The 19,959-nt window shown below is 63.0% G+C and carries 15 protein-coding genes; 8 read left to right on the top strand and 7 right to left on the bottom strand.

Annotated features, from left to right (window positions below; all coding sequences use genetic code 11):
* Positions 1-126: 126 nt before the first annotated feature.
* The 7 genes from ACTNBZ_RS12020 to ACTNBZ_RS12050 form a co-directional block, all read right to left on the bottom strand.
* Positions 127-690 (bottom strand): nucleotidyltransferase family protein, encoded by a 564-nt coding sequence (locus ACTNBZ_RS12020; RefSeq protein WP_441210180.1) that lies wholly within the window; start codon positions 688-690, stop codon positions 127-129.
* A gap of 3 nt (positions 691-693) precedes the next feature.
* A complete protein-coding gene (hydA, locus tag ACTNBZ_RS12025) occupies positions 694-2,076 on the bottom strand; it encodes a dihydropyrimidinase (protein ID WP_441210182.1) in 1,383 nt (460 codons plus the stop codon).
* A gap of 194 nt (positions 2,077-2,270) precedes the next feature.
* On the bottom strand, positions 2,271-3,512 hold the full coding sequence (locus ACTNBZ_RS12030) for a threonine synthase (RefSeq protein WP_441210184.1): 1,242 nt from the start codon (positions 3,510-3,512) through the stop codon (positions 2,271-2,273).
* An 81-nt stretch (positions 3,513-3,593) separates the two neighbouring features.
* Positions 3,594-5,069 carry a pyridoxal-5-phosphate-dependent protein subunit beta gene (locus ACTNBZ_RS12035; RefSeq protein WP_441210186.1) on the bottom strand — a complete coding sequence of 492 codons (1,476 nt, stop codon included), beginning with the start codon at positions 5,067-5,069 and terminating at the stop codon, positions 3,594-3,596.
* Positions 5,070-5,432: 363 nt separating this feature from the next.
* Positions 5,433-7,361 (bottom strand): ABC-2 transporter permease, encoded by a 1,929-nt coding sequence (locus tag ACTNBZ_RS12040; RefSeq protein WP_441210188.1) that lies wholly within the window; start codon positions 7,359-7,361, stop codon positions 5,433-5,435.
* Positions 7,336-8,238 (bottom strand): ABC transporter ATP-binding protein, encoded by a 903-nt coding sequence (locus tag ACTNBZ_RS12045; RefSeq protein WP_441210190.1) that lies wholly within the window; start codon positions 8,236-8,238, stop codon positions 7,336-7,338. The genes ACTNBZ_RS12040 and ACTNBZ_RS12045 overlap by 26 nt, the downstream gene beginning before the upstream one ends.
* Entirely contained in the window at positions 8,235-8,615 is a 381-nt protein-coding gene (locus tag ACTNBZ_RS12050) for a GntR family transcriptional regulator (protein ID WP_441210191.1), read from the bottom strand. The genes ACTNBZ_RS12045 and ACTNBZ_RS12050 overlap by 4 nt, the downstream gene beginning before the upstream one ends.
* A 252-nt stretch (positions 8,616-8,867) precedes the next feature.
* Between ACTNBZ_RS12050 and ACTNBZ_RS12055 the strand changes: the two genes are divergently transcribed.
* The 8 genes from ACTNBZ_RS12055 to ACTNBZ_RS12090 all read left to right on the top strand — a co-directional run bounded on the left by ACTNBZ_RS12055 (position 8,868) and on the right by ACTNBZ_RS12090 (position 19,959).
* Positions 8,868-9,356, top strand: a complete 489-nt coding sequence (locus tag ACTNBZ_RS12055; protein ID WP_441210193.1) for an HD domain-containing protein — start codon at positions 8,868-8,870, stop codon at positions 9,354-9,356.
* A gap of 233 nt (positions 9,357-9,589) precedes the next feature.
* Complete coding sequence (locus ACTNBZ_RS12060; RefSeq protein ID WP_441210195.1) at positions 9,590-10,783, top strand: DapH/DapD/GlmU-related protein; 1,194 nt, start codon at positions 9,590-9,592, stop codon at positions 10,781-10,783.
* Positions 10,784-10,862: 79 nt separating this feature from the next.
* A complete protein-coding gene (locus ACTNBZ_RS12065) occupies positions 10,863-11,822 on the top strand; it encodes a ribose-phosphate pyrophosphokinase (RefSeq protein ID WP_441210196.1) in 960 nt (319 codons plus the stop codon).
* A gap of 100 nt (positions 11,823-11,922) precedes the next feature.
* The gene (gene pth / locus ACTNBZ_RS12070) at positions 11,923-12,516 is read left to right on the top strand and encodes an aminoacyl-tRNA hydrolase (protein ID WP_441210198.1); all 594 of its coding nucleotides are present in this window, start codon (positions 11,923-11,925) and stop codon (positions 12,514-12,516) included.
* 448 nt (positions 12,517-12,964) lie between these two features.
* On the top strand, positions 12,965-14,227 hold the full coding sequence (locus tag ACTNBZ_RS12075) for a Glu/Leu/Phe/Val family dehydrogenase (protein ID WP_441210200.1): 1,263 nt from the start codon (positions 12,965-12,967) through the stop codon (positions 14,225-14,227).
* Between the two features lie 379 nt (positions 14,228-14,606).
* Complete coding sequence (mfd, locus tag ACTNBZ_RS12080) at positions 14,607-18,134, top strand: transcription-repair coupling factor (protein WP_441210202.1); 3,528 nt, start codon at positions 14,607-14,609, stop codon at positions 18,132-18,134.
* Positions 18,135-18,222: 88 nt separating this feature from the next.
* Positions 18,223-19,446, top strand: coding sequence for a peptidylprolyl isomerase (locus ACTNBZ_RS12085; protein ID WP_441210204.1), 1,224 nt, complete (start codon positions 18,223-18,225; stop codon positions 19,444-19,446).
* A gap of 159 nt (positions 19,447-19,605) precedes the next feature.
* Complete coding sequence (locus ACTNBZ_RS12090; RefSeq protein WP_441210205.1) at positions 19,606-19,959, top strand: helix-turn-helix domain-containing protein; 354 nt, start codon at positions 19,606-19,608, stop codon at positions 19,957-19,959.

Raw genomic sequence — 19,959 nt, forward strand, 5'->3', positions numbered from 1 at the left:
GGCCGCGCCCCTCCCCCACCCGGGTGGGCGGCCGGAAGGGCGCCACCGGGCGCCAAAATAAGAAACACCCCCCCGGGGGCCCCCCAACCCCGCCCCCCCCCGCCGTTTCTTATTTTGATGGGGTGATCATGCCTGAAGGTCCTCCGGACGGTCCACGTCGGAGAGCTCCCGGGGGTGGCAGGCGTCCACCAGCAGCAGCCGTTCCGGGTGGCGGCGGATGATCTGCCCGCCGCCGGCGTCGCCGGTAAGGGCGAGCAGGTCGGGAAAGCAGTCGGCGGGAAAGACCGCGGGGTTGCCCCGCCTGCCTTCCGCGGCCAGGGCGCAGATGCGGCCGGGATGGGCCCGGAAGGCGGAGAGCAGCCGCGCCACCGACTCCGGCGTGAGCCAGGGTTGGTCGCTGACGGCGAATAGTACGCCCTCCATCCCCTCCATGGCCGCAGTCCCCAGCCGCACCGAGGCCGAGATGCCCTGGGCGGCCGCTTCATTGAGGATGGGGGTAAAACCGAAGCCGGGGGCCATGGCGAGCACCGCCTCATACTGGCTGACCACTACACGGTGGGCAAAGGGGAGAGCGGCATAGGTCTCCATGGCCCGGCGGACCAGGGGCACGCCGCCGGCCGGGGCCAGCAGCTTGTTGGAGCCGAAGCGCCGGCCGAAGCCCGATGCCATCAGGACACATCCGATGTCCATGCCTTATCTCCAGAACTGGGAAGGTCCGCGGGAGACGTACTTGCCCAGGCCCTCCTTCACCACTTTTCCGTCCTCCACAGCTACCTCGCCGCCCAGAAGGACGGTCTCAGTGCGGCCGGCCATCTCCATACCCTCATAGGGCGTGTAATCCACATTCTGATATTGATGGGCTGCACTGATACGCCAGGTATAATCCGGATCAAAAATTACGATATCGGCGTCGCTGCCCACAGCCAGCGTGCCCTTTTGGGGGAACATGCCGAAGAGCTTGGCGGGCCGTTCGGAGAGGGCCTTCATCATCTGCAGCAGGTCGATGTGGTCGGCCTTTACGCCAAATGTGTACATGAGACAGGGACGGTGCTCGGTGCCGGGGATGCCGGGAGGGATAGCGGAGAAGTCATCCTTGCCCAGCTGCTTGGTGGTGGCATAGTTGAAGGAGCAGTGGTCGGTGCCGATGGTGTCGATATCGTCGTTGCCCAGGGCCTCCCACAGGGCGTCCACGTCATCCTGCTTGCGCAGGGGCGGGGAGAAGACGAATTTGGCGCTCTCGAAGCCGGGGAGCTGATATTTCTCATCGGTGAGGGTGAAGTACTGGGGGCAGGACTCCAGATAGAGGGGCTGCCCGTGGGAGCGGGCCAGCAGGGCGGCGTCCAGGCCCCGCTGGGTGGAGAGGTGGACCACGTTCACCGGATAACCGGCCTGCTCGGCCAGGGCCAGCCAGCGGTTGACGGCCTCGGCCTCGATGACGGCGCTGTGGGCCAGCGGATGGGAGGCGGGGGAGAGCTTGCCGGCGGCCTTCAGCTCGGCGATGGACTCGTCGATGAGGTCACCGTTTTCGCAGTGGCAGCCCACCACGCCGCCCTCCTGCCCCACGGCCTTGATGACCTCGTAGGCCACCCGGTCGGAGATGCGCATGCCGTTGTAGGCCAGATAGACCTTATAGGAGGTCACGCCCTGCTCGGTCATGCGGGGCAGTTCATCCCGGATGCGCTGGTCCCAGTCTACGATGGTCATGTGGAAGGAGTAGTTGCAGGAGGCATGGCCGTCGGCCCGGGCATGCCACTCGTCCAGGGCGGACTGGAGGGAGCAGCCGTGCTCCGGCTCGGCAAAGTCCAGCACGCAGGTGGTGCCGCCGGCTAGGGCGGCCCGGGTGCCGGTCTCCCAGTTGTCGGCAGTCTCATTGATGAGGCCCTTATTCATCTCAAAATGGGTGTGGGTGTCGATAAAGCCGGGAAAGACCAGCTTGCCGGAGGCGTTGATGACCCGGCTGTCCCCGACGGGCAGGCCGGCGCCCAGCTCAGTGATCTTCCCCTGGTCCACGCGCAGATCGGCTTTGGCAGGACCGTCCGGCAGGATCAGGGTGCCGTTTTGGATGAGGATGGACATATGAAAACCTCCTTGTAAGAATAAAAGTACCGTGGAGCCCTGAGGAGAGGTCCTTTTCGTGGACCATGAAAAAGGGCGGGCCACATCCATTTGGATGTGGCCCGCCTTTCAGGGCTACGTTACAGCCAGTTCCCGCACTATTCTATCACACCGGGACACTGAACGCAACAGTTCAATGGATACAAAGACAAAACTCAGGGGTTGATGCCGTTGGCCTTGAAGGCACTGAGCAGGGCGTCCATGTCGGGCTTGACCAGCATGGGTTCGCCGGCGGCCCTGATGCCGTTGGCCACGTCCTTCAGGCCGTTGCCGGTGACCACGGAGACCACCGTGGAGTCGGGGTCCAGCAGGCCCAGCTCCAGAGCCTTCTTCACGCCGGCGGTGCCGGTGACGCCGGCGGGCTCGCCAAAGACGCCCTGGGTCCGGCCCAGCAGGCGCATGGCGGCCAGGATCTCGTCATCGCTGACGTTGATCACCAGACCGTTGGACTCCCGGATGGCCATAAGGGCCTTGTCGGCGTTGCGGGGCACGCCCACAGCGATGGAGTCGGCCAGGGTGTTCTCCTCCATGGGCTGCCAGGGGGTGTCGGTCATGATGGCCCGGTTCAGGGGGCAGCAGCCCTCGGCCTGGACGCTGATGAGCCGGGGCAGCTTGTCGATAAAGCCGATATTGTACAGGTCCTTCAGGCCCTTCCAGGCGCCGGCGATGGTGCAGCCGTCGCCCACCGAGAGGGCGATGTAGTCGGGCACCTGCCAACCCAGCTGCTCCATGATCTCCAGGGTGACGGTCTTTTTGCCCTCGGACAGGTAGGGGTTGATGGCGGCGTTACGGTTGTACCAACCCCACTTTTCAATGGCGGCCTTGGAGAGCTCGAAGGTGTCCTCATAGGAGCCGTCCACGCTGATGACGGTGGCGCCGAAGATGCGCAGCTGGGCCACCTTGCCCTTGGGGGCCCGGGAGGGCACGAAGATGTAGGTGGGGATGCCGGCGGCAGCGGCGTTGCCCGCCAGGGAGGAGGCGGCGTTGCCGGTGGAGGAGCATGCGATGGTGGTGGCGCCGGCCTCACGGGCCTTGACCACCGCCATGGCGGAGGCCCGGTCCTTCAGGGAGGCGGTGGGGTTCTGGCCGTCGTCCTTCACATACAGGGTCTTGAGCCCCAGGGCCTTGGCCAGGTTGTCGGCCTTGTACAGGGGGGACCAGCCCACCCGCAGGGGAGTGGGAGCGGAATCGGGCTCCACGGGCAGCAGGGGACGGTAGCGCCACATGGACTGCTCCCGGTTCAGGGAGAGGACGCCCTTGTTGAAGGTGGACTTGATGTAGTCGTAGTTGTAGACGATATCCAGGATACCGCCGCACTCGCAGGTGGTGGTGTTGGGGGTGGCCTCATACTCCTTGCCGCACTTGACACACTTGGCGTATCTGACATTCTTTAACAACAGAATGACCTCCTTAAACGAAAGACCGGCGGACGGGCCAAGCCCGCCCGCCGGTCGGATGGTTGAAGATGGGGGTAAGGCTTACAGGGCCTTCAGCAGGCCGGTGGCCTCGTTGAACTCGTTGATGAGCTCGTCCAGATCCTTGGCCTGGGCGTGAACGGCGTCCCAGGTGCCCTTGGTGTCGTACCACAGGGCGTTCAGGTCCTTCACGTCGCGGGCCTGCTGCTCCACCCAGGTGTAGTACTTCAGGTTGTGGATGCGCTTGCGGTCGGTGTAGGTCAGCTCCATCATGCTGTCGGTCTTGAGGCCCAGCATGTGCAGGTTGTGATCCAGAGCGGCCTCGTGGACGTTGTAGGCGCCGTGGGCCTCGTTGAGCTCCTCAATGCGGCTCTGGTACATGACGGCAGAGTCGGTGAGGACGGTGGCCACCACGTCATGCTCGGTGAGCTCGTAGTACTTGGCCATCTTGATGCAGCACAGCACGTTGGCGATGCCGGAGATGCCCAGCCAGGTCAGCTTCTCGATGAGCTCGTCGGAGAGACCCAGCTCCTCCTTCAGGTACTTCTGGCCGTCGGGCGTGTTGAACAGGCGCAGCAGGCGCTGAGAATCCTCGTCATCGATGGCAATGGCCATGTCGGTGTTCTTCACGTTGTGGATCCAGGGGATGTGCTTGTCGCCGATGCCCTCGATGCGGTGGCCGCCGAAGCCGTTGTCCAGGATGGTGGGGCACTGCAGGGCCTCGCCCACGCCCAGCTTCAGATGGGGATAGCGCTCCTTGAGCAGGTCGCCGGCGGACATGGTGCCGGCGGAGCCGGAGGTGAAGCAGGCGCCGGCAAAGTTGTCGCCGGGGCGCTTGATGGCCTCATACAGGTCGGCCAGGGCGTAGCCGGTGACATTATAGTGCCACAGGGGGTTGCCCATCTCCTCAAACTGGTTGAAGATCATCATGGTGGGATCCTGCTTGAGCTCCCAGGTCTTGTCGAAGATCTCCTTGACGTTGGACTCGCAGCCGGGGGTGGCGATGACCTGGCCGGCGATCTTGCTCAGCCAGTCAAAGCGCTCCTTGCTCATCTCGGCGGGCAGGATGGCCACGGAGTCGCAGGCCAGCAGCTTGGAGTTGAAGGCGCCGCCGCGGCAGTAGTTGCCGGTGGAGGGCCAAACAGCGTGATGATAAGTAGCGTCGAACTGGCCGGTGACCAGGCGGGGGGCCAGGCAGCCGAAGGAGGCGCCAACCTTATGGCAGCCGGTGGGGAACCACTTGCCGGCCATGGCAACGATGCGGCAGGGCACGCCGGTCAGGGAAGAGGGGAGCTCCACATAGTTGGGAACGGCCTGATAGCCGCCGCCGAACTCCTTGGCCTCGTTCTTCCAGGTGATGCGGAACAGGTTCAGAGGATTGACGTCCCACAGGCCCACGTCCTTCAGCTTGGCCTGGATCTTCTCGGGGATGGTCTCGGGGTTCTGCATCTGAGAGATGGTGGGGATGATGACGTTATTCTCACGGGCCTTCTTAATGTTGTGGTCCAAACCTTCGCGGTTGATGGAAAGATCAATCATAATCCATATCCTCCTTAAATATAAGGTGCCAGCAGTGCTGCCATTGAAGTAATCATATCATATAGTGAAAATAAATCAAGGGGGAACTTGGGAACGCAGACTGGATGGTTTGCATATAAAAAAGAGAAAAAATGAAACAATATGATTTAAATATGACAATAATTATGGAAAAATAGAATAAAATAACTACAATTTATGGGAAACGTCGATTTTGCGGAATGGGAACAAAAAATGAAGAAAGGCGGGGTGCGGCAGGGGACCGTCCGTACCGGGCGAAACCCGCAGGGGATCTGTCGGTCCCGGGGCGACAGGGAGAAGAAAAGCGCCCCCCAAAAGGAGGGCGCCTGGAAAGGGGGAAACAGCCTACGAACCGGCACTGAGCTGGAGGTGGGTAACGAGGACGGCGTCCAGACCCAGGTCTTTCAGCACCGCCAGCGTGTCGGAGGCGGTGGTCTGGAGGCCGATGGTGATGGTGTAGGTGTCAGATCTCAGCTGGGGGTCGCTGTTCTGCCCATAGGCGGAGAGTCGGTCGGCGCGCTGGAAGGTGAGGGCCAGGTCGTTGTAGTAGCAGGTCTCATAGCGCTCCATGTCCTCCAGCAGGAAGCGGCGGCCCAGCCGGCCGGCATCAAGGTCGGAGTGCACGGCGGACAGAAGGGATTCCAGAGAGCCGGTGGAGACAAAGAGGTCCTCTCTGTCGGGGGCGGTGATGGTGGCGCTGATGAGACGGTCCCCCTCCCGGTAGGAGCCGGAGAAATAGGCCTGATCCGCCACGCCGGGGGCGTTGACAAGGGCCTCCAGCCGGGCGGCTGGGCTGTCGGGGTCGTCCAGCAGTTCCCGGGAAATGGGGATGGAATAGCTCCGCTCCAGCACGCCGCCGTCCTTGAGGGTGTAGCGCAGGGAGAAGGAGGCGGAGGACAGCTCCTCCACGTCTATCGTCCCGTAGGGAGAGTCGACTGTGGTCCAGTTGTAGTCCCGGGACTGGGACTCCAGGGCGTCTTTCTGCCCGACCACCGCGCTGTGCAGGGCGACAGCCTGGGCGATCTCCGCCGGGTCGGTAAGAGAGGCGGGGAGGTTGAAGCTGTCATAGGGGGCGGGGGAGCCCATCAGGTCCACCTGGACCTGGGCCACCTGTTCGGCGGCGGGAATCCGGGTTTCGTATCCGGTCAGGTCGAATTCCAGGACGCAGGCCGCCGCGATAAGGGCAAGGGAGAAGCCCACAGCCCCTTTCCAGTTTCCCCGGAAAACCCGGAAGGTCTTGCGCAGGAGCATCTCGGCCACAAAGTAGCCCAGCGCGCCGGCAAAGAGCAGGAAGAGGAGCAGGGACCAGACGCTGTCGGTGTCAGTGTCGAAAAACAGGCTCCACAGAAAAGTACCCAGGGCCACGGCGGAGCAGAAGGCCACGCCGTATTTGAAAATGGGCCGCACCCAGGACACCGACACCACATCGCCGGCGCTCTCGATGTGGCGGCGGCGGTAGGCCAGCAGGGCCAGCGCCGCCAGGGCCAGAGCGGCCAGCCCGTAGGCAAAGACGGACGGCAGCCCGGTCAGCCGGTAATCGGGGGCGCCGGTGGAACGCAGGGTCTCACAATAGCGCAGGAGCGGGGTCAGCCAGGAGACCAGGGGGTGGTCCACAATGGTCCTGGAGAAGGGGAAGCCGAAGAGGAAAAGGGAGGCCATGGCCTCAAACAGCCAGCACAGAGCCAGGACCAGGAAGTTGAGGATAACGTAGAAGGCTGGGAGGGCCATGATGTGGCCGGTGAACATGGCGCAAAACACTGCGAAGGAGTAGAAGAACAGGGACATGAGGGCCTGACACCAGGCCCAGAGGAACACGGAGGTCAGGTCCGCCCCGCAGCCGGCGTAGAGCTGGGCGGGCACAGTGAGCAGGGCCACCCCGGCGATGGGAAACAGGAAGAAGCACAGGCCGGAGAGGTAGTTGGTGAGAAAGAGCCCTTCCCGCCGGATGGGCAGGGCGTGCATCATCCCGGCGGGGCGGCTGTTGTAGAGATAGGAGAATACCGCCATGGCCGCCAGAATGCCGAAGACGAAGGAGACGCCGGCGCCGATGGGGATGAGCTCCACCACAAAGCCCCGGGGATAGAAGGAGCCGGGGGAATACCGGAAACGGCCCGTGCCGCCCATGGACAGGAAGGGAGCAGTGAGCATCAGGAACCAGACGGCGCCGTACAGGGCCCAGATGGGCCAGAACCGGGTCAGGTTTTTCCGGAACAGGGTGGGGCTGAACCAGGCGTGGGGGCGGAGCGGCTTAGAGCACGATGTCGCGGACGGCATAGTCCTCACCTCCCAATTCATAGATAAAGATCTCCTCCAGGGTCAGGGGCAGAGCCTCCATCAGAATGGGGGCGTAGACTGCCAGGCGGTTGGTGACCTCGGTGGCCCTGCCCCGGACGATAAGGGTATGGATGCGGCCCACTTGGGATACGTGGAGGACCTGCAGGTCGTCGGGCAGCGTGGGCATCTCCCGCTCCTGAAAGACCACCTGCATCTTGACGATGTTGCCCTGCAGGTCGTCCAGGGAGCGCTGGATGAGCACCCGGCCGTGGGACAGGATGCCCACATGGTCGCAGACGTCCTCCAGCTCCCGCAGGTTGTGGGAGGAGACCAGCACCGTGGTGCCGTACTCGGCCACGTCCCCCATGAGCAGGGACCAGATCTGCCGGCGCATCACCGGGTCCAGGCCGTCCACCGGCTCGTCCAGCACCAGCAGGTCGGGCCGGCAGCACAGGGAGAGCCAGAAGGCGGACTGCTTCTGCATGCCCTTGGACAGGCGGCGGATGGGTTGTTTTTCGTTCACAGTGGTAAAGACGTCCTTGAGGGCCTCGTACCGGGCCATGTCGAACCGGGGATAGAAGCCCCGGTAAAACTTCATCATGTCCCGGGTGGAGGCCGAGAGGAAGGCGTAGAGCTCGTCGGGGATGGAGGCGATGCGGGCCTTTGCCGCCGGGTTTTCATACACCGGCTCCCCCTGGAGTAGCACCTGCCCCGCGTCGGGCCGGTAGACGCCGGTGATGTGGCGGAGTATGGTGGACTTGCCCGCGCCGTTGGGGCCCACCAGCCCGTAAATGGCGCCGTCGGGCACCTCCATGGACAGGTCGTCCAGGGCGCGGAACCCGTCAAATGTTTTGGTCACGTGGTCTGCGGTGATCAAAGTGTTCCCTCCCCTCGTATATGGCCGGCAGTCTGAAGACGGTCGGCCAGTTCGCCGGGCGAAACGCCCAGAAAGATCAGCTCGGCGGCGGTCTGGTCAAAGCGGAAGAGCAGGTCGCTGCGCCGCTGGCAGTGGATGTCGTCCGGCGGAGCGGCAAAGCAGCCCTTGCCCGCCACGGCGCGGAGATAGCCCTCGGCCTCCAGGGCCTCATAGGCCCGTTGGATGGTGTTGGGGTTGATGGCCAGCGAGGAGGCCAGCGCCCGGACCGAGGGCAGCTTGTCGCCGGGCTGGATGGCCCCTGTTACCACCAGGCGGCGCAGGCCGTCCTTCACCTGTTCGTAGATGGGACGGGCGTCCCGGTAATCAAGTCGGATCATGGCAGATTCCCTTCCCTGATGAACTGTATGAAATGGATTGGTACAGTCAGTATATACGAGCGGGGAAGGAAAATACAAGGCGCCAAACCTTACGATTTTCTGACGTTTTGGGAAAGAGAAAAAAAGACCTGTGTACTCCGCTGAAAAAAAGAACAGAAATTTCACAAAACGACATGACAATTGGGCATACAGGCACTATAATGGAAAACAGGACCTCTGTGAGGGCCTGAACACGCGCGAGAGGTGATCCCCATGGTTTTTCTGAGCGAAGAGAATTGGAGCGGCTTTCTGAGCTGCGTGGACGATCTGCTGGGGACGGAAGAGGTGCGCTCCATGCGCGCCATCCCCCATCACCCGGGCTGCAACTGCTATGAGCATTCGGTTTTTGTGGCCTATGTGGCCTTCCGCGTGGCGCGCCGCTATGGGCTGGATTACCGGATGGCCGCCCGCTGCGGCCTGCTCCACGACCTGTATCTCTACAATGCCCGTGTCAAGGGCAGCCATCCGGGCAATCAGTGCTTTGACCATCCGGTGGCGGCGGTGAGGAACGCCCGCATCCTCTGCGGCGGCCTCACCGATCAGGAGGAAAACATCATACTCTCCCACATGTGGCCCCTGGCCAGGCGGCGGCCCCGCAGCATGGAAGCGGCGGTGGTCAACCTGGCGGATAAGCTGTGCGCCACAGCGGAGGTGGTCCAGATCTGGCGCAGGATGCGGATGCGCCGTCTGGTCGCGGCCTGATACCGGGAGAATGTGAGGGGGACCCGGCCCGGGTCCCCTCTTATTTTTTACCGCTTTCCCGCCGCGGCGCGGACCGGAGCGTGGTGATGTTGTAAAGAAGCGGTAAGAAAATGAAAAGAGAATTGTGCAATCGTATGAGAAGTGCCGAAAACTGCGGCTTATGAAAAAATAGAGGTGCATTTCCAGGGGCACTTTGATATAATCGTTTTGAATAAAGGAGTGTGACCGCATATATGGAAACCGCGGGTGCTGTTGTGTTTCTTCCCCGGGAGGGGAATCGGAAGAGCCTGATGCTGGAGGACGTTCTGTTCGATCCGGCGGCGGTGTGGCTGGTGCGCGCCCTGGAGCAGGGCGGTGTGGACCGTTTTCTGGTGGTCTGCCATCAGGACGACCGGGAGGAGGCCGCGGGGTGCTTCCCGGAGGGGACCGGGTTCATCACCACCGGCACCGACGGCGCCTCTGAACGGCTGGGCGCCTTCCTGCGGGAACGGGAGGGCCGCGTGGTCGTGGTGACCCGGCCGGTACAGATGAGCGCCGCTCAGGTGAAGCAGCTGCTGGGTGACAGTGTCTCCGGGCCGCTGGATGACAAGGAGACCGGTGTCTGCCGGATCGACGCCGCCGCTCTGGCTGCCGCTCTGGACGAGGGGATGCCCATCGAGGGGGCGCTCAGAGCCAGGGCCGACAAGCCCAACGGCCGCAGCGTCTGGTTCCAGGGCGCCCGTCCTCTGCACGGCGACTGGAGCAGCCGGGTGGAGACTGAGCTGCTGGCCCGGAACGAGAGCGCCGTGCGCCTGATGGAGGCCGGCGTGCGGATCCTGGACCCCAATAACGTATATATCGGCCCCCGTGTGGAGGTGGGCGAGGGCAGCGTGATCCTGCCCGGCACCATCCTCCGGGGCCGCACCATCATCGGCGAGAACTGCGAGCTGGGCCCCAACACCATGATCCGGGACTGCACCATCGGTGACCGGGTGACGGTCAACGCCTCCCAGCTCAACGAGAGCACCGTGCTCTCGGGTACCAAGGTGGGCCCCTTCGCCTATGTCCGGCCCAACTGCCATGTGGGCCATGACGTGAAGGTGGGCGACTTTGTGGAGCTGAAGAACTCCACCATCGGCGATGGGACCAAGATCTCCCACCTGACCTATGTGGGGGATTCCGACGTGGGCAGCCATGTGAACTTCGGCTGCGGCACCGTGACCGTGAACTACGACGGCATTACCAAATACCGCACCACCATCGGGGACAATGCCTTCATCGGCTGCAACACCAATCTGGTGGCCCCGGTAAAGGTCGGCGACGGGGCCTATACCGCCGCAGGCTCCACCATTACCGACGATGTGCCCGCCGACTCGCTGGCCATCGCCCGGGACCGGCAGATCATCAAGAAGCAGTGGGCTGCCAAGCGCCGCAGCCGCCGGAAATAAGAGAGACGGCGGAACGAGATGTCACCTATGCGGCGGGGACGCCCCGCCGCCACAAATATGAGAGGATGTATGATAAGAAATGATCGCACACGGTAAGGATATCAAGATCTTCTGCGGAAGCTCCAACAAGCCTCTGGCCCTGGACATCTGCAAGAAGATCGGAACGTCTCTGGGCAGCGCCGAGGTGGGCACCTTCTCCGACGGCGAGAAGTATGTCTCCATCTATGAGACTGTCCGCGGCTCCGATGTTTTTGTGATCCAGTCCACCTGCAGCCCCGTCAACGACAACCTGATGGAGCTGCTCATCATGATCGACGCCATGAAGCGGGCCTCCGCCGGCCGGATCACCGCCGTGATCCCCTACTTCGGCTATGCCCGTCAGGACCGCAAGACCAAGCCCCGCGATCCCATCTCCGCCAAGCTGGTGGCCAACCTGATCACCCGCGCCGGCGCCGACCGTGTCCTCACCATGGACCTGCATGCCAACCAGATCCAGGGCTTCTTCGATATCCCCGTGGACAATCTGCTGGGTTCCCCCATCTTCGTCAACCACTTCCTGGAGAAGTACAAGGACTGCCACGACGAGGTCATGGTGGTCTCTCCCGACGTGGGCTCCGTGGCACGCGCCCGTGCCTTCGCCCAGAAGCTGGATATGCCTCTGGCCATCGTGGATAAGCGCCGCCAGAAGGCCAACTCCTCCGAGGTCATGAACATCATCGGCGACGTGAAGGGCAAGCGCGTCATCCTTCTGGACGACATGGTGGACACCGGCGGGTCCCTCTGCCATGCGGCCAAGGCCCTGGTGGAGATCGGCGGCGCCAAGTCGGTCACTGCCTGCGCCTCCCACGGCGTTCTCTCCGGCCCCGCCGTGCAGCGCATCGAGGAGAGCGCCCTGGACGAGGTCCTGTTCCTGGACACCATCCCCGCGCCCGGCGGCAAGACCAGCAGCAAGATCAAGTATCTGTCCGTGGCGCCCATGTTTGCCGACGCCATCGAGCGCATCTACGAGGAGATCTCGGTCTCCAAGCTGTTCCTGTAAGGAAGGTCTGATCCGGGAGTCCGGTGGAGGCGCAGCCTCTTCCGGGCTCCCTTTTTCCCGCCCCGGGCGGGGAGCAATGCGAGAAAAGAAGGTGATACCCGTGCTGTTTGGAAACAGGTCCGCCGGTGTGAGCTGGCTGGTGGTGGGACTGGGCAATGTGGGGGACAAGTATGAGAACACCCGTCACAATGTGGGCTTCGAGGTGGCCGACGAGCTGGCCGGGCGCGCCCGGGTGCCGCTGCAGAAGCTGAAGTACCGGGCCCTCACCAACACGGTGGAGATCGGCGGGGAAAAGGTGCTGCTGATGAAGCCGGTGACCTATATGAACCTGTCCGGCGAGGCGGTGGGCGAGGCGGCCCGCTTTTTCAAGATCCCGGCCGACCATGTACTGGTGCTGTCGGACGATGTGTCCCTGCCTGTGGGCAAGCTGCGCGTCCGCCGGGGGGGCTCCGCCGGGGGACACAACGGCCTGAAGAACATCATCCAGCATCTGGGTACCGACCAGTTCCCCCGGATCAAAGTGGGCGTGGGCGAGAAGCCCCACCCCGACTATGACATGGCCGACTGGGTGCTGGGCAAGTTTCAGGGGGAGGACCGGAAGGTCATCTCGGCCGCCGTGGGCCGGGCGGCCGACGCGGTGGAGTGCTACATCCGCCAGGGCGCGGAGAAGACCATGAGCCGGTTCAACGGATAGGAGCGCGGCGAAAGCCGCGATACGAAGATACGGTCAGGGGGGGGGGGGGGGGGGGGGGGGGCGGGGGGGGGGCGCCCGGGGGCCCGCCCCCGGCCCCCCCCCCCTGTTTCGTTTTGCGGGAAAGCGATTTTAAAGGCGTTTAAATATCTGATAAAGACTGTTTGGGGCAAAGAAAATGAACGAAAAAAACACTCTGTTTATTACATTAAAGAAGGAAAACTTGCAGAACCGGCCAAAATACGGGAAAGTGGTCTTAAAAATGAGGAGAAAATGCAAGAATTGCGTTGACATATGATGAATTTCATGTATAATAATTGTGAGAACTGATGAGTATATGAGTTGAATATAAAGTATTATTCAACAAATCGAACAATCAAGGCAAAAAAATAGATTAAAACAGCGCAAGAGGACCCGGAGAAAATCAGAAGCGTAGGAGGAAATGAATATCATGGACAAGAAAGCTTACAATCCCTTTGAAAACGCAGTGTCCATCGTAGCAAACGCCGCCGAGCAGCTGGGCTACAGCCGTGATGAGTACGAGCCCATCCTGCATCCCGAGCGGGAGCTGGCGGTCTCCATCCCGGTGGAGATGGACGACGGCAGCGTGAAGGTATTTCAGGGCTTCCGGGTGCAGCACAGCACCACCCGCGGCCCCGCCAAGGGCGGTATCCGCTTCCATCCCAACTGCGACCTGGATGAGACCAAGGCTCTGGCCACCTGGATGACCTTCAAGTGCGCCGTGGTGAACATCCCCTACGGCGGCGGCAAGGGCGGCGTGGTCTGCGATCCCAGCAAGCTGTCCAAGGGGGAGCTGCGCCGGCTGACCCGCCGTTACACCGCCATGATCGCCCCCATCATCGGGCCTGACGAGGATATCCCCGCTCCCGACGTGGGCAGCAATGCCGAGGTTATGGGCTGGATCATGGATACATACAGCATGCTCAAGGGCCACTGCGTTCCCGGCGTGGTCACCGGCAAGCCCATCGCCCTGGGCGGCGCTCTGGGCCGCACTGAGGCCACCGGCCGCGGCGTGACCATTACCACCATGAACCTGCTGGAGCACCTGGGCAAGAGCCTGAAGGGCGCCACCGTGGCCATCCAGGGCATGGGCAACGTGGGCAGCAACACCGCCAAGCTGGTCCATGAGGAGGGCGGCTGCATCGTGGCCGTCAGCGACGTCACCGGCGGCATCTACAAGGAGGGCGGTCTGCCCATCCCCGAGATTCTGGCCCACCTGTCCACTCCCGGCAAGCTGCTGGATACCTTTGAGTACGAGGGCATCCAGCGCATCAGCAACAACGAGCTGCTGGAGCTGCCCGTCACCGTGCTGATCCCCGCCGCCATGGAGAACCAGATCAATGCCGAGAATGCCGAGCGCATCAAGGCCGAGGTCATCGTGGAGGCCGCCAACGGCCCCACCACCGTGGAGGCCGACCCCATCCTGGCCGCCAAGGGCATCCCCGTCTGCCCCGATATCCTGAGCAACGCCGGCGGCGTGGTGGTCTCCTACTTCGAGTGGGTGCAGAACATCCAGTCCCTGTACTGGGACGAGGCGGAGGTCAACAGCCGCCTGAAGGTCATCATGGACAAGGCCTTTGAGTCCATGTGGGACCTGTGCCAGGAGAAGAAGGTCACCCTGCGCCAGGGCGCCTACATGATCGCGGTCAAGCGCGTGCTGGACGCCAAGGTCATGCGCGGCATCTGGCCCTGATCCACAAGATCTCAACGATATCAGAAGGAGCGGACCGCATCTGCGGCCCGCTCCTTTTTCGGACTTTATGTCCCTTGACGGTGCCATTTAAAAAGGATATACTGGTAATACTGATTTCAAATAAAGTACTTTATTTGAAAACCCGCGTGCTGCGCACGCTTGTGCCGCACATGTGTGCGTCACGGCGTCTCATAAAAACCTGACGCGCTTCGCGCTATCAAAAGCTTTTTAAGCTTTTTAACAGGTTCTAATATAAAACAATACTGCACAGGTACCCCGGCAGGCCCAGGCCCGGCCGGAACACCCCCTGTCCGGAGCGGATGAGGGGGGCTTTTGCACGTTTGCGTTTTCCAAATTTTTCTAGAAGGAGGGGGCTGCCATGAAATTGCTGACCCAGGCGCTGGGGGAGCTTCCGGAATTCCGCCAGCTGCTGGGCGCCATCGACGGCGGCGGCTGTCCGGCAGCGTTCACCGGACTGAGCCCGGTCCACCGGGCCTATCTGGCCGCCGGGCTGCGGCGGGAGACCGGACGGCCGCTGGTCATGGTGTGTGCCGACGCGGGAGAGGCCCAGCGCCTGGCGCGGGACCTCCAAGCCCTGACCGGGGAGCCGGTGCGCACCCTGGGGGCGCGGGAGTTCACCTTCCACCACGCGGCGGTGGTCTCCCGCCAGTGGGAGCACCGGCGGCTGTCGGTTTTCCGGGCGCTGTGCGCCGGTGAGAGCCCGGTGACGGTGGTCACGGCGGAGGCCCTTCTCCAGCGGACCATCCCGGAGACGCTGCTGACCCAGGCCTCCCAGCTGCTGCGGCTGGGGGAGAGCTATGACCTGAACGAACTCACCGGGACCCTGTCCGCCGCCGGATATACCCGCTGCCAGCAGGTAGAGGGTGTGGGCCAGTTCGCCCTGCGGGGCGGTATCCTGGACTTCTTCTCTCCAGCCCAGGAAAAGCCGGTCCGGGTGGAGTTTTTCGGGGACGAGATCGACTCCATGGGCCTCTTTGATCCCAATACCCAGCGGCGCACCGAAAATATCAGGGAGGCCGAGATCCTGCCCTCCGCCGAGGTGCTGCCCCAGCTCTCTCCGGGCGGCCTGACAGGGCTGACCGAGGCCATGGAGCGGCTGCTGGAACAGGTCCGCCGGCGGAAGGGGGACCATGGCGCCCTCATCAAGACTCTGGAGGAGGATCTGGAGCGGCTGCGGGGCGGGACCTCCTTCCCGGCGGTGGACCGCTACCTGGCCCTGATCTATCCCACCATGGCCACCGCGGCGGACTATCTGCCCCAGGACGCCCTGGTCCTGTTCAGCGAGAGCCCCCGGGTGGCCGAGCGGGCCAAACACTACCTGTGGCAGATGGGGGAGGACTGTGCCGCCCTGATGGAGAACGGCACCATCGCCGGGGAGCTGGCAGTGTACACCCGGGACATGGGGGAGCTGATGGCCCGGCTGGAGGACTGGCCCATGGTGTTCCTGGATTCCTTCGCCACTTCCCAGTATCCCGCCCGGCCCAGAACGGTGCTCAACCTGCTGGCCAAGCAGCTTCCCTCCTACGGCACCAGCCTGGAGACGGCGGTGTCCGACCTGAAGCACTACATGGACGAGGGCTACCGGGCGGTGGTGCTGGTATCCAGCCAGCAGCGGGCGGACCACCTCCAGTCCCTCCTGCGGGAGCAGGGATTGAAGCCCGCGGTGGACTATGCCCTGCATGAACTGCCCGCCTCCGGCCGGGCCGTCATCGCCGTGGGCGGATTGTCGGCGGGCCTGGAGTTCCCCGACCTCCGCTTTGCCATCCTCACCGAGGGGCAGAACGCCCCGGCCAAAAAGGAGAAGAAAAAGCCGGTGACCAACCGGCAGAAGCTCAGCTCCTATGCCGACCTGTCCCCCGGGGACCTGGTGGTCCACGAGCACCACGGCGTGGGCCGCTACCAGGAGATGGTGAAGATGCAGGTGGACGGCGTGGAGAAGGACTATGTGAAGATCGCCTACGCCGGGGCCGACGTGCTCTATGTCCCCGCTACCCAGCTGGATCTGGTGAGCAAGTATATCGGCGGCGGCGAGGATGCCCAGGAGACCAAAAAGCTCTCCAAGCTGGGAGGAACCGACTGGGAAAAAGCCAAAACCCGGGCCCGCCGGGCGGTAAAGGACCTGGCCAAGGGGCTCATCCAGCTCTACGCCCAGCGGCAGCGCCAGCCGGGCTACGCCTTCTCTCCCGACTCCCCCTGGATGAAGGAGTTCGAGGACCAGTTCGAGTACGCCGAGACCGACGACCAGCTCCGCTGCATCGAGGAGATCAAGCGGGACATGGAGCAGCCCCGGCCCATGGACCGGCTTCTCTGCGGCGACGTGGGCTACGGCAAGACCGAGGTGGCCTTCCGGGCCATCATGAAGTGCGTGCTGGACGGCAAGCAGGCCGCCATCCTGGTGCCCACCACCGTGCTGGCACGGCAGCACTTCCTGTCGGCCAAGCAGCGCTTCGCCCGCTACCCGGTGGAGATCGACGTGGTCTCCCGCTTCCGTACCAGCGCCCAGATGAAGGAAACCCTCCGCCGGCTGGAACAGGGGAGCATCGACCTGCTCATCGGTACCCACCGGCTCTTCCAGAAGGACGTGAAGTTCAAAAACCTGGGGCTGCTGGTCATCGATGAGGAGCAACGCTTCGGCGTGGCTCACAAGGAGAAATTAAAGGAGATGTCCCGGCAGGTGGACGTGCTCACCCTGTCGGCCACTCCCATCCCCCGCACGCTGAACATGGCCCTGTCGGGCATCCGGGACATGTCCACCCTGGAGGAGCCCCCCATGAACCGCCAGCCGGTGCAGACCTATGTGCTGGAGCACGACTGGGGCGTCCTGTGTGACGCCATGCGCCGTGAACTGGAACGAGGGGGGCAAGTATATTACCTTCACAACCGGGTGGAGACCATCACCCGTACTGCCGCCCGCATCCGGGAGATGCTGGGGGAGGACGTGACCGTGGGGGTGGCCCACGGCAAGATGAGCCAGGAGGAGCTCAGCGACGTCATGAAGCGCATGAGCGAGGGAGAGGTGGACATTTTGGTGTGCACCACCATCATCGAGACCGGCATCGATATTGCCAATGTCAACACCCTTATCATCGAGGACGCGGACAAGATGGGCCTGGCCCAGCTCCACCAGATCCGGGGCCGGGTGGGGCGGTCCAGCCGCCGGGCCTATGCCTACCTCACCTTCCGCCGGGGCAAGGTGCTCACCGAGGTGGCCAGCAAGCGGCTGGGGGCCATCCGGGAATTCGCGGAGTTCGGCTCCGGCTTCAAGATCGCCATGCGGGACCTGGAGATCCGGGGCGCGGGCAACGTGCTGGGCCCGGAGCAGAGCGGCTTCATGCTCAGCGTGGGCTACGATATGTACCTGAAGCTGCTGGAGGAGGCGGTGCTGGAGGAGCGGGGAGAGCCCATCCCCCGGAACACCGAGTGCTCCGCCGACCTGACGGTGTCGGCCTCCATCCCGGACAAGTATGTGCCCAGCTCGGAGCAGCGGATGGACCTGTACCGCCGCATTGCGGCCATCCGCAGCGAGGAGGACGCCGACGACCTGACCGACGAACTCATCGACCGGTACGGCGACCCGCCCAGGACCGTGAACAACCTGATCGCGGTGGCTCTGATGCGCGCCGCCGCCGCAGAAAACGGCATCACCGAGATCGGACAGAAGGGGAACACCCTCTATTTCTACCTGACTGAATTTGATTTTCAGCGCATCTCGGCATTGTGCGGCGACCTGCGCTACCGGGGGCGGCTGGTGGCGGTGCCGGGGGACCGCCCCTGCATGGCCCTGCGGCTGAAAAAGGGAGACGACAGCCTGAGCTGGAGCCGCCGGTTGGTGGAGGATTACGCCAAAACCCGCGGAGCGGCCGCCGGAAAGCAGCCGGAGGACTGACATTCTATGGGAATTTGCCCCGTCAAGGTTGTGCCCGGCGGGCAAAGGTGCTATAGTGGACAGAGTAATTTATCAAAGGAGGAACCCTATGAACCGCAACTTCGGAAAATGGATGAGCGCGGCCCTGGCGGGCGCGCTTTTGACCGGCGTCCTGACGGGCTGCCAGAGCCAGCAGAAGCCGGCGGCCGATGACGTGACCTATGAGGCCGCCAATATTGCCCGGGACAAGACCCTGATCAAGGTGGACGGAGAGCCGGTCAGTGCTGAGATCTACTGCTTCTGGCTGGAGCAGAGCGTGGCCAACCAGCAGCAGCAGTACAATCTGCTGGACGACGCCTCCTGGGAGGAGGAGATCGAGGGCAAGAGCGCCGCGGACTATGTGAAGGAGGACGCCCTGACCATCGCCAAGTACTACCGTGTTCTGGCCAACAAGGCGGCGGAGTACGGCCTTACCGTTACCGATGAGCAGAAGGCCGAGATGGAGGACCAGTTCACCCAGCTCACCGCCACGCTGGAGGAGCAGGGCATGACTCTGGATATGATCATGCGGGCCCAGGGCATCTCGGAAGCGGGCTTTCGCACGGTGATGGAGCAGCAGTACCTGGCGGAGAACCTGTATGACAGGCTCTCGGAGGAGGGCGGCCCCCTGATGCCTACGGATGAGGAGATGGACGCCTTCCTGGAGGAGCAGGGCCTCTACCAGGTCAAGCATATCCTGCTCTCCACCCGGAAGGAAAATGAGGACGGCACCTATACCGCCTACTCCGCCGAGGAGGAGGCCCAGGTAAAGGCCGAGGCCGACGCCCTGGTGGCCGAGCTGAGAGCCGCCGATGACCCGGAGGCCCTTTTTGACGAGAAGATGAAGGAGCGCAGCGACGACGGCCGGGATCAGAACGGCGATCTTTACGCCCCCGACGGCTATCTTGCCTTCCCGGGCCAGATGGTGTCTGAATTTGAAACGGCCTCGCTGGCGCTGAAGGTAGGGGAGATCAGCGAGCCAGTAAAGACTGAGTTCGGCTACCATATCATTCTGCGGCAGGACGCCGACAATGAGGAGAGCCGCAGCTACTTCCCTAATTATAAGATGAATCAGCTGTCCGAGCAGTGGATGGACGAGGCCAAGGTGGAGACCGATCAGGCCTACGACACCATCGATCCCAAGAGCTTCCACGAGAAGCAGCAGGCCATCTCGGACCAGGTCCGGGCCCAGGCCGAGGCGGCTGCTCAGGCTCAGAGCAGCGCCAGCCCGGCTCCTGAGGGAAGCGACACGCCTGAGACCAGTCAGGCTCCCGCCCCCTCCTCCCAGCCCTGAGCAGACGGACATCCGGAAATCACAGGCGCCCCCGTTCTTTGGAACGGGGGCGCTTTTTGCATATAAAACGATAGCAGAATAATTGAATACAACAGATGATTAAACGGGAACAATAGTTGTGTCATCCTATACTAAAGTTGTCCTTTGGGGGAGACGATAATGGATAAGAAGACCGACTTGAGCGTTCAGGTGGGAAAGCGGATCCGGGCTCTGCGGCAGGAGCAGGGGATCACTGTGGAGCGGCTGGCGGAGGCCGCCGATATCTCAGTACAGTATATGTCCGAGATCGAGCGGGGAAAGAAAAACATGACCATCCCCATCCTGAAAAATATGGTGGAGGCCCTTCACACCTCGGCAGACTATCTGCTCTTTGGCACGACAGAGCTGGATCCTGCCTGTGACATTGTCTCCCGGCGGCTGGCAGAGCTGATCCCGGTGGAGCGGGACATGGTGGCCCGGTGTTTGCTGGCTATGACACGGATCCTGGAAGATCTGGGATTGGAGCGGGAGTGA

This window comes from Pseudoflavonifractor sp. HCP28S3_F10, assembly GCF_052065415.1.
Lineage (GTDB): Bacteria > Bacillota > Clostridia > Oscillospirales > Oscillospiraceae > Pseudoflavonifractor_A.